Here is a 10,683-nt window from a genome sequence, read left to right on the forward strand (position 1 = left end):
TGGCATCTGGTTTTTTCTTCATAAGATTTTCCTATCGTGTCTATTAGAACTAACTATTAGAAAATAGAGGAAGAATGTGATAGACTAGTATAATTAGTAGCAGTTCCATGTAAACTTTTGGAACGTTAGAAAGGAACCTATCCTATGTTTTTAGTAGCCGTACCAGCATGGTATCAGGAGTTTTTAGAATGGATTCCAGCTGGTAAATTATTTAGTTGGCGAGCGGTATTTGATGCCCTGCCAAAGATTTTAGAACGTCTCCCTGTGACCTTGGGGCTGACGTTTGCAGGAGCATGTTTCGGCTTGGTACTAGCTCTGCTATTTGCCATCGTCAAAATCAATCGGGTCAAGGTGCTTTACCCAATCCAAGCGGTTTTTGTGAGTTTTTTGCGGGGGACGCCCGTTCTGGTGCAACTTATGCTGACCTACTACGGGATTCCGCTGGTGCTCAAAGCCATCAATACGAAGTATGGGTTTAACTTTAATATTAACGATATTCCTGCACAGGTTTTTGCCATCACTGCTTTTGCTTTTAATGAAGCGGCTTATACTAGTGAGACGCTTCGGGCAGCAATTTTGTCGGTCAATCCTGGTGAGATTGAAGCGGCAAGGAGTCTTGGGATGACCGAGGCGCAGGTCTATCGCCGGGTGATCATTCCCCATGCGGCGGTGGTCGCAACACCCACACTCATCAATACCCTGATTGGTTTGACCAAGGGCACATCGCTAGCTTTTAACGCTGGGATTGTCGAAATGTTTGCTCAAGCTCAGATTCTGGGTGGGAGTGACTACCGTTATTTCGAGCGCTTCATCTCTGTTGCCTTGATTTACTGGGGGATTAGCATTATCATCGAAAATATCGGTCGTTTGCTCGAGAAGAAGATGGAAATCAAGTCACCAGACCGTGTGGAAGGAGGACGAGTACATGATTAAAATCAGCAACCTCTCAAAGGAATTTTCTGGACAAACTGTCTTGGACAATCTCAATTTGACCATCGAGAAAGGGGAGGTTATCGCCCTGGTCGGTGCATCAGGAGCAGGTAAATCGACCTTTTTACGGTCGCTCAATTACTTGGAAAAGCCTGACACAGGCAGTATTGACATTGACGGTTTTACCGTTGATTTCGGCAAGATTAGTAAGGAACAGGTGTTGACCTTGCGTCGCAAATTAGCCATGGTGTTCCAGCAATTCAACCTCTTTGAACGTCGGACGGCCCTTGATAATGTTAAAGAAGGCCTTAAACTGGTCAAGAAACTCTCCGACGAAGAAGCGACAGCTATCGCCAAAGAAGAGTTGGCAAAAGTCGGCCTAGCCGACCGTATGGGGCACTACCCCAAACATCTCTCTGGCGGTCAGAAACAGCGGGTTGCTATTGCTCGGGCACTGGCTATGAAACCTGATGTCTTGCTTCTGGACGAGCCCACCTCAGCCCTTGACCCTGAGCTGGTCGGTGAAGTTGAAAAATCCATCGCAGCAGCAGCCAAGAACGGTCAAACCATGATTTTGGTCAGTCACGACATGGGCTTTGTTTACGAAGTGGCAGATAAGGTATTTTTCCTTGAAAAAGGGAAAATTTTGGAAGAAGGCACGCCAGATCAGATTTTTAACCAGCCGAAACATGAGCGAACAAGAGAGTTTTTCGCTAACTATAAGAAGAATTTTAATTAGTCGAAAAAAGCAAGAAGTTTTGATATAATGAGAATACTCCTTTTTAGTGAGTATTTTTATGATGTGGAGACAAGGACATGCTGTCAGAGATTTTTGGTTTTTATTTACAAGGGCTGGGGCTTTCGGCGATAACAGCAGTTGTTCTGGGAGGGCTATGGTTACTCTACCGCGCGGCTAGGGGATTGGACGATAGTCAAAAACAACGCCGTCGAGTGCTTTATGAGCTGTCTCTTATGCTGCTGATGACGATTCCGGTCATGGCCTTCGCCTTTATGGCTATTTTGTTAATGGTGAAATCTTAAAAATAAATAGGGAAGTAAACGATATGTACGATACGATTATTATTGGTAGTGGGCCTGCGGGCATGACTGCTGCCCTCTATGCAGCACGTAGTAACTTAAAAACAGCACTGATTGAGCAGGGGGCACCTGGTGGTCAGATGAATAACACCTTGGACATTGAAAACTACCCAGGTTTTGACCTGATTACAGGACCAGAATTGTCCATGAAAATGCACGAACCCTTAGAAAAAATGGGTGTTGAAAACCTTTACGGTATTGTCACTGGTATTGAGGACAAGGGTGACCATAAATTGGTGAAAACAGCTGACACGACCTATGAGACGAAGACAGTCATTGTGGCGACAGGAGCCAAGCACCGTCTCTTGGGAGCACCTGGTGAGGATACCTATACTAGCCGTGGGGTCTCCTACTGTGCGGTCTGCGATGGGGCATTCTTCCGAGGACAAGACCTATTGGTTGTCGGTGGTGGAGACTCTGCTGTTGAAGAAGCCCTCTTTCTGACACGATTTGCTTCTAGTGTGACCATTATTCACCGACGTGATGAACTTCGTGCCCAAAAAGTTTTGCAAGACAGAGCCTTTGCTAACGATAAGATTAAGTTTATCTGGGACAGTGTCGTTAAGGAAATTAAAGGCAGTGACATCAAGGTTGATAGTGTTTTGGTGGAGAATGTCAAAACTGGTGAGCTGTCTGAACATGCCTTTGGCGGGGTCTTTATCTATGTTGGTCTAGACCCGGTTTCAGGTATGGTTGACGGTCTTGGCATTACAGATGAGCAAGGGTGGATTGTGACAGATGAGCTGATGCGTACAGTGGTACCTGGAATTTTTGCCATCGGTGATGTTCGTCAAAAACACCTGCGTCAGATTACAACTGCTGTGGGTGATGGCGCCATCGCTGGTCAGCAGGCTTATCAGTACATTGTGGAACACGGATAAAAGAGCCTGTTCTTGTTATTGAGTAAAAGTTCACAAAAATAGCCCTTTTGGGCTATTTTTGGTATAATGGTGAGGTGAAAACTAGCTCTGCTATGTCCAGAAAAGGAGAAAATATGCTATACCCAGATGACAGTTTAACCCTGCATACGGATTTGTACCAGATTAACATGATGCAAGTCTATTTTAAGCAAGGTATTCACAACAAGCATGCGGTCTTTGAGGCTTACTTCCGAAAGCTCCCCTTTAACAATGGTTATGCCGTGTTTGCAGGCTTGGAGCGCTTGGTCAAGTACCTGCAGAATTTACGTTTTACGGAGACAGACATCGCTTATCTGCGGGAGATGAGCTATGATGAGGACTATCTGGCTTATCTAACAGACTTCAAGCTCCAGCTAACGGTTCGGTCGACGCGTGAGGGGGACTTGGTCTTTGCCAATGAGCCCTTGGTGCAGATTGAAGGCCCGCTAGCCCATTGCCAGTTGATTGAGACCGCCCTGCTCAACATCATCAATTTCCAGACCTTGATTGCGACCAAGGCAGCTCGGATTAAGGCTGTTATCGAAGATGAGCCGCTGTTGGAATTTGGAACACGTCGGGCTCAGGAGATGGACGCTGCCATCTGGGGAACACGAGCAGCTGTTATCGGTGGGGCTGACGGAACCAGCAATGTGCGGGCAGGCAAGATTTTTGGCATTCCTGTCCTTGGAACCCATGCTCACGCTTTGGTCCAGACTTATGGTGATGATTACAAGGCCTTTAAGGCCTATGCCGAGACCCACTACGACTGTGTTTTCCTAGTTGACACCTATGATACCCTTCGAGTTGGGGTGCCTGCGGCCATCGATGTCGCTAAAGAGTTCGGGGATAAGATTAACTTTAAAGGAGTGAGACTGGATTCGGGTGATATGGCCTACCTGTCTAAGAAAGTCCGTCAACAGCTAGACGATGCTGGCTTCCCAAATGCTAAAATCTACGCCTCAAACGACCTCGATGAGAATACCATCCTCAACCTCAAGATGCAAAAGGCCAAAATTGATGTCTGGGGCGTCGGCACCAAACTGATTACTGCCTATGACCAGCCAGCTCTTGGTGCGGTTTATAAGATTGTCTCCATCGAAAACGACGAAGGGCGCATGGTTGATACCATCAAGCTCTCCAGCAATGCCGAAAAAGTCTCCATACCAGGTAAGAAACAAGTCTGGCGCATCACCAGCTGTGCCAAAGGCAAGTCAGAAGGGGACTACATCACCTATGCCGATGTCGATGTGACCAGTATGGATGAGATTTTTATGTTCCATCCCGTTTACACCTACATCAATAAGACGGTGCGTGAGTTCGAAGCCAGACCGCTCTTGATTGACATCTTCAAAGACGGTGAGCTGGTCTATGACCTGCCGAGCCTTGAGGAGATTAAAGAGTACAGCCGCCAGCAATACGACCAACTCTGGGACGAGTACAAGCGGATTCTCAACCCGCAGCCTTATCCAGTTGACCTCGCTCAAGACGTCTGGGATAACAAGATGAAGATTATCGATGACCTCCGCAAGAAAGCACAAGAACAAGCAAAGGAGAACGGGCAATGAGTTTACAAGACGAGATTATCAAGGAATTAGGGGTCAAACCTGTTATCGACCCTGCAGCAGAAATTCGCCGCTCCATCGACTTTCTAAAGGCTTATCTGCGCAAACACCCCTTTCTTAAAAGTTTGGTATTGGGCATTTCAGGTGGGCAGGATTCGACCCTCGCTGGGCGCCTGGCCCAGCTCGCCATCGCAGAGCTCCGTCAGGAGACAAGCGATGACAGTTATCAGTTCATCGCTGTGCGTCTGCCTTATGGTATCCAAGCAGATGAAGCAGATGCTCAAAAAGCCTTAGCCTTTATCCAACCGGACCAAACCCTGACGGTCAATATCAAGGAAGGGGTTGATGGCATTGTTGCTGGTTTAGCAGCAGCTGGACAGTACATCTCAGACTTCAATAAGGGCAACATCAAGGCCAGAATGCGCATGATTGCCCAGTACGCAATTGCAGGAGATAACAAGGGTGCCGTCATCGGAACGGATCATGCTGCTGAGAATATCACAGGTTTCTTTACCAAGTTTGGCGATGGTGGCGCAGACATTCTGCCTCTCTTTCGTCTCAATAAGCGGCAAGGCAAGCAACTCTTGCAAGAACTAGGAGCAGACCCTGCTCTCTACAACAAAGTCCCCATTGCAGACCTCGAAGAAAACAAGCCTCAGCAGGCTGACGAAGTGGCGCTCGGTGTCACCTACACGGCTATTGACGACTACCTTGAAGGTAAGACCATCGCAGAGCAAGACCGCCAGATTATTGAAAATTGGTGGCATAAGACCCAGCACAAACGCCATCTGCCGATTACAATTTTTGATGAGTTTTGGAAATAGCTGAGCGGCCTCTCGGTGTCTTAGTCTAATATGATGAAGTAACAAATATATAAAGAGATTTGGCTTTGATTGTCTAAAGCCAAATTTTTTAGTGTTGTGGTGAAAAGTTTGTCAGCAGATTCAGAGGCTTTCGTAGAGTCGCTGGTCAAAACTGACATTGGCTGTGATAACAATGCCTTATCGAAAACATGACAAATTCATTGCTACGTCAAAAACTCAGCCTTTCCTTTTATAAAAAATTGGAAATATGGTACAATAAAGGTTATGACAGTAGAATTTCATCATGTGACAGTACTTCTAAAAGAGACTGTGGATAGTCTTGCTATTAAGCCTGACGGTGTCTATGTTGATGCGACCTTGGGTGGCGCTGGGCATTCCAGTTACCTCTTATCTCAACTGAGTGATAAGGGGCATTTGTATTGCTTTGACCAAGATCAGGCAGCAATCGACCATGCAATGATAAGACTTAAGCCATACGTTGAAAAAGGGCAGGTGACCTTTATCCGAGCCAATTTTCGCCAGTTGAAGCAGGCTTTAGCAGCACATGGTGTGGCAGAAATCGATGGCATTATATATGATTTAGGGGTATCTAGTCCGCAGTTGGATGAGCGGGAGCGAGGATTTTCCTATAAAAAAGATGCGCCGTTAGATATGCGGATGAACCGCGACCAAGCTTTTTCTGCCTATGATGTGGTTAATGGTTATGACTACCATGATTTAGTAAGGATTTTTTTCAAGTATGGTGAGGATAAATTTGCCAAACAGATTGCCAGAAAAATCGAGCAAATCAGGCAAGTCAAACCAATCGAGACCACAACAGAACTGGCGGATATCATCAAATCTGCCAAACCAGCTAAAGAACTCAAGAAAAAAGGGCATCCTGCTAAGCAAATTTTTCAGGCTATTCGAATCGAGGTCAATGATGAATTAGGTGCAGCAGATGCCTCTATTCAGCAGGCCTTGGAACTGCTAGCTGTTGGGGGAAGAATTTCCGTCATCACCTTCCACTCCTTAGAAGATCGACTGACCAAACAGTTGTTTAAGGAGGCCTCAACTGTTGAAGTACCAAAAGGTCTCCCCTTTATCCCAGAAGACCTCCAGCCCATGGTTCGCTTGATCAATAGAAAACCGATATTACCATCTGAGGCTGAATTGATGACAAACAATCGAGCCCATTCCGCAAAATTACGGGTGGCTGAAAAAATAAGGAAGTAAAGCAAATGGCTAAGGAAAAGTATACTGAGGACCTCAGACGAGTGCTGGGGGATAAGATTAGAACCTTTTCAAGAATTGAGAAGACCTTTTACCTGTGTCTGGTTATCACTGGGATTATTATGGCAGTAAGTGTGGTTTACATGCAAATTCGACATCAGCAACTACAACAAGATATTACTGTTCTCAACAACAAGATCAATGACCAGAAGGATGAGTTGAACGATGCCAAGCAAGAAGTCAATGAATTAACACGGCTGGAACGCATTACCGACATTGTGACCAAATCAGATATAAAAACACAAAGTGGTAATTTACAGAAAGTGGATTAAGCATGAATAGATTTAAGAAATGGTTCTTGAGTTTTGTCTTGACGGATCGTCGCCAAACGCCAAAAGAAAACAGGAAACGTGTCGCACAAAATCTGATGATGTTGACCATTGTGATTTTCTTTGTTTTCATTATCAATTTTGCAGTGATTATCGGAACAGACAGCAAGTTTGGGGTCAAGTTATCTGAACTTGCTAAACAGGTTCACCAAGTTGAGCAACTCATTCCTGCTAAGCGGGGAACAATTTATGACCGTAATGGAGTGCCGATTGCAGAAGCCTCAACGACTTACACTGTCCATGCTGTGATTGATAAAAAGCACATAGATGTTGATGAGAAGCCTCTGTATGTTGAAAGCAAACATTTTCAGGCTGTTGCAGATGTTTTTCATGATGTTCTAGGTATCGAAAAAGACTACACCATCAGCCAGCTCAGTCAAGATGGGCTCGTTCAGGTTTCTTTTGGTGTCGGAGGGAGCAACATCTCCTACAGCAATATGAGAGCCATTACTGACGCTCTGAAAGAACGTGAGATTCAGGGAGTTCATTTTACAGGCAGTGCTAATCGAATGTACCCAAACGGTGCTTTTGCTTCTCAGTTTATCGGCTTGGCACAGCAACAAGAAAATAAAGATGGCAGTAAAAGCCTTATCGGTACAACAGGCATGGAGGCTTCGCTCAACAGTATCCTAGCGGGGCAAGACGGTATCGTTATTTATGAAAAGGATCGCGCCGGTTTACCCCAATTAGGCACTGGTCAGGTCAAACGGCAAGTCAAAGATGGGCAAGATGTTTATACAACCTTATCAGCACCTTTACAGATTAACCTTGAAACAGCTATGGATGAGTTTCAATCCAAAGCCAATGGTGTTTTTGCCAGTGCAACCTTAATCCATGCCAAAACAGGGCAAATTTTGGCAACAACTCAACGCCCTAGCTTTAATTCGGACACCAAGGAAGGTCTGGATGCAGAGGGCTTCTCGTGGAATAACGTCCTTTACCAGACCAATTATGAACCAGGTTCTACACTTAAGACCATAACGACAGCATCAGCTATTGATGCAGGAGTGTTTGACCCAAACCAAGCCTATTTTAACAATCAAATCCAGATTGCAGATGCCATCATTAAGGACTGGGATGTCAATTCAGGTGTCAGTGAGGGACGTTACATGACGATTGCTAATGCTCTGCCATTTTCCAGCAATATCGGGATGACGATTTTACAGCAAAAACTAGGAGATGCCCGCTGGCTGAACTACCTTGAAAAATTCCGTTTTGGCCTGCCAGCAAGGATTGGTATCGGTGGAGAAGCGACAGGTCTGCTTCCTGCGGATAATATTGTGACTTATGCGATGAGTTCCTTTGGGCAGGGGATTTCTGTGACTCAGCTCCAAATGTTGCGTGCCTTTACAGCCATCTCAAACGATGGTGTCATGGTGCAACCGCAGTTTATCAAACGTCTGTACGATCCTAATACGGACACCAACCGTGTTGCAACAACTGAAGTGATGGGTAATCCTGTATCCAAGGAAGCTACTGATCAAACACTTGAGTATATGGTACAAGTGGGCACAGATCCTTACTTTGGAACCATGTTCTACCCTAGTGCGGGCGGTCCTCTGATTCGGGTCAATGGTTACTCGATTGCAGTTAAGTCAGGAACTGCTGAAATTGCCAATCCAGATGGCGGTGGTTATTTGACTGGAGAGAATGACTATATCCACTCGGTGGTTGCCATGTTGCCTGCTGAGGATCCGGAGTTTATCATGTACACAACCATTCAGCAGCCTCGTGAGAGGTGGTCAGGTCTTTACTGGCAAAACCTGATAAACCCAATTTTGGAAGAAGCCATGTTTATCAAAGATAGTCTTGATACAACTGACCACTCGAATGAGACAGAAGTGACAGCCTACAAACTGCCTAAATTAAAAGGCGAAAACCCAGGTGATACAGCAGATGAATTGCGGCGTCACTTGCTACACCCTGTTATTTTAGGAAATGGTAATAAAATTAGTAAGGTGTCAGCTCAGGAAGGAACAGACTTGGCACCAGGTCATCAGATTTTGCTCTTGACCAACAAATTCGACACCATGCCAGATCTTTATGGCTGGACCGAAGAAAATGTCAAGCTGTTTGCAGAGTGGACAGGGATTGAACTAGAAATCAAGGGAACTGGTCGTGTGGTTAAACAAAATCAGGCCTTAGGGACGACCTTGTCAACGGTGAAAAAATTAATCGTTACACTTGGTGATGATTAGATGAAAGGAATAATGATGATTGCAGGTATTGTGGCAGGACTAGTAGCTTTTGGGCTAGTGGTGCTCCTTATGCCCTCGTTTATGAGGTTTTACAAGCTCAAAAAAATCGGTGGTCAGCAGATGCACGCCGATGTGAAACAGCATCTTGAAAAAGCTGGGACCCCTACTATGGGAGGCACTGTCTTTATCCTCGTTTCTCTCTTGGTAGCAGGTATTTTTGGTGCGCTTCTTTATAAGGGAACACCTCAGTTGGGGGCGATTTTTGGCAATCTGCTGGTGCTTTTCATTTACGGCACTATCGGGTTTTTGGACGATTTTCTGAAAATTTTCAAAAAAATCAACGAAGGCCTGACACCGAAGCAAAAGTTAGCCTTACAGATTTTTGGTGGTCTCGTGTTTTATCTGGTGCATGTGCTACCGAGCGGTACAGATAGTCTCAATATTTTGGGGATTGAGCTTCATCTTGGCATCTTTTATCTGGCATTTCTCTTGTTTTGGTTGGTTGGTTTTTCAAATGCGGTTAACCTGACAGATGGCATCGATGGTCTGTCGTCAATTTCGGTGGTGGTTAGTCTTCTGGCTTATAGTGTCATCGCTGTGCAGCAAAAGCAGTTTGATGTTCTTTTGCTCAATCTGACTGTGGTAGGTGGTCTTCTGGGCTTCTTTGTCTTTAATAAAAAGCCTGCCAAGGTTTTCATGGGAGATGTGGGGAGCCTTGCTCTGGGTGCCTTATTAGCGTCTATTTCCATTACCTTGCGCCAAGAGTGGACCTTGCTACTGATTGGTCTTGTCTATGTGATTGAAACCCTTTCAGTTATGTTACAGGTTACCTACTTCAAATACACCAAGAAGAAATATGGTGAAGGGCGACGTATTTTCCGCATGACCCCCTTTCATCATCACCTTGAACTCGGTGGCTTGTCAGGCAAAGGGGATAAGTGGAGTGAATGGCAGGTTGATGCCTTCCTCTGGTCACTGGGAGCGCTGTCAAGTCTCCTTGTGCTAGCAGGTCTATATCTCTTTTGAGTAAAAACAGATGACTGAGACAGATGATTATGATTTCATAGCGAGGTGATTTCTCTAGATACCTAGAGAGGTCGCTTCGTTTTTTGATTTCCGCCAGTGAGCATACGTTGTCGTTCTAAGTTGCTCTGTTAAAGTTGCCGATACAGAGTTGAATCATCTTAAGGAGAGTGGGTCTCAGTTGGCAATTTGTAGCATTCGATTTTTCCTCACCTGTCAACTTTCTAGGGCTCGGGCTAAAATCGTTTCTCAGACTGTTTCACTCCCACGCCTGAAAATTTGAGCAGGTCTTATACTCAGCTGACGCCATCATCGTATTGATGAAGAAACTAGAGCTATCCGCTACTATCCTCACAAAGCCTAGTAGAATCGTCTTGATTAAATATAGCATATTGTACAAGAGACTATCTCTGATTTCTATATAAAAACTCTCCCTACCGCCAGTGAACCGCACCCCAAAAGTTAGACAGATAATCTAACGAATGGGGTGCTTTTTTATGAAATTGAGCTACGAAGATAAATTAAATCTCTATGAGCTAAGAAATAAA

10 protein-coding genes are annotated in these 10,683 nt (G+C 45.2%); all 10 read left to right on the plus strand.

All coding sequences use genetic code 11. The features are described 5' to 3' along the window. Window positions 1-144: 144 nt before the first annotated feature. A complete protein-coding gene (locus ACERC7_RS02215; RefSeq protein ID WP_373666002.1) occupies window positions 145-933 on the plus strand; it encodes an amino acid ABC transporter permease in 789 nt (262 codons plus the stop codon). Further along, window positions 926-1,669 (plus strand): amino acid ABC transporter ATP-binding protein, encoded by a 744-nt coding sequence (locus ACERC7_RS02220; RefSeq protein ID WP_373666003.1) that lies wholly within the window; start codon window positions 926-928, stop codon window positions 1,667-1,669. Before ACERC7_RS02215 ends, ACERC7_RS02220 begins: the two co-directional genes overlap by 8 nt. A 77-nt stretch (window positions 1,670-1,746) precedes the next feature. Then, window positions 1,747-1,971, plus strand: coding sequence for a DUF4059 family protein (locus ACERC7_RS02225; RefSeq protein WP_373666004.1), 225 nt, complete (start codon window positions 1,747-1,749; stop codon window positions 1,969-1,971). Window positions 1,972-1,994: 23 nt separating this feature from the next. Further along, entirely contained in the window at window positions 1,995-2,909 is a 915-nt protein-coding gene (gene trxB / locus ACERC7_RS02230) for a thioredoxin-disulfide reductase (RefSeq protein ID WP_373666005.1), read from the plus strand. A gap of 113 nt (window positions 2,910-3,022) precedes the next feature. After that, window positions 3,023-4,492, plus strand: a complete 1,470-nt coding sequence (locus ACERC7_RS02235; protein WP_373666006.1) for a nicotinate phosphoribosyltransferase — start codon at window positions 3,023-3,025, stop codon at window positions 4,490-4,492. Further along, window positions 4,489-5,313: an ammonia-dependent NAD(+) synthetase gene (nadE, locus tag ACERC7_RS02240; RefSeq protein ID WP_373658074.1), complete on the plus strand. Its 825-nt coding sequence runs from the start codon at window positions 4,489-4,491 to the stop codon at window positions 5,311-5,313. The genes ACERC7_RS02235 and nadE overlap by 4 nt, the downstream gene beginning before the upstream one ends. A gap of 264 nt (window positions 5,314-5,577) precedes the next feature. Further along, the gene (gene rsmH, locus ACERC7_RS02245; protein WP_373658075.1) at window positions 5,578-6,528 is read left to right on the plus strand and encodes a 16S rRNA (cytosine(1402)-N(4))-methyltransferase RsmH; all 951 of its coding nucleotides are present in this window, start codon (window positions 5,578-5,580) and stop codon (window positions 6,526-6,528) included. A gap of 5 nt (window positions 6,529-6,533) precedes the next feature. Further along, window positions 6,534-6,857 carry a cell division protein FtsL gene (ftsL, locus tag ACERC7_RS02250; protein ID WP_373658076.1) on the plus strand — a complete coding sequence of 108 codons (324 nt, stop codon included), beginning with the start codon at window positions 6,534-6,536 and terminating at the stop codon, window positions 6,855-6,857. A 2-nt stretch (window positions 6,858-6,859) separates the two neighbouring features. Beyond that, window positions 6,860-9,112: a penicillin-binding protein PBP2X gene (gene pbp2X / locus ACERC7_RS02255; protein WP_373666007.1), complete on the plus strand. Its 2,253-nt coding sequence runs from the start codon at window positions 6,860-6,862 to the stop codon at window positions 9,110-9,112. Between the two features lie 15 nt (window positions 9,113-9,127). After that, window positions 9,128-10,138, plus strand: coding sequence for a phospho-N-acetylmuramoyl-pentapeptide-transferase (gene mraY / locus ACERC7_RS02260; RefSeq protein WP_373666010.1), 1,011 nt, complete (start codon window positions 9,128-9,130; stop codon window positions 10,136-10,138). The last annotated feature ends 545 nt before the right edge of the window (window positions 10,139-10,683 follow it).

Source organism: Streptococcus sp. E17BB (assembly GCF_041807725.1).
GTDB lineage: Bacteria > Bacillota > Bacilli > Lactobacillales > Streptococcaceae > Streptococcus > Streptococcus entericus.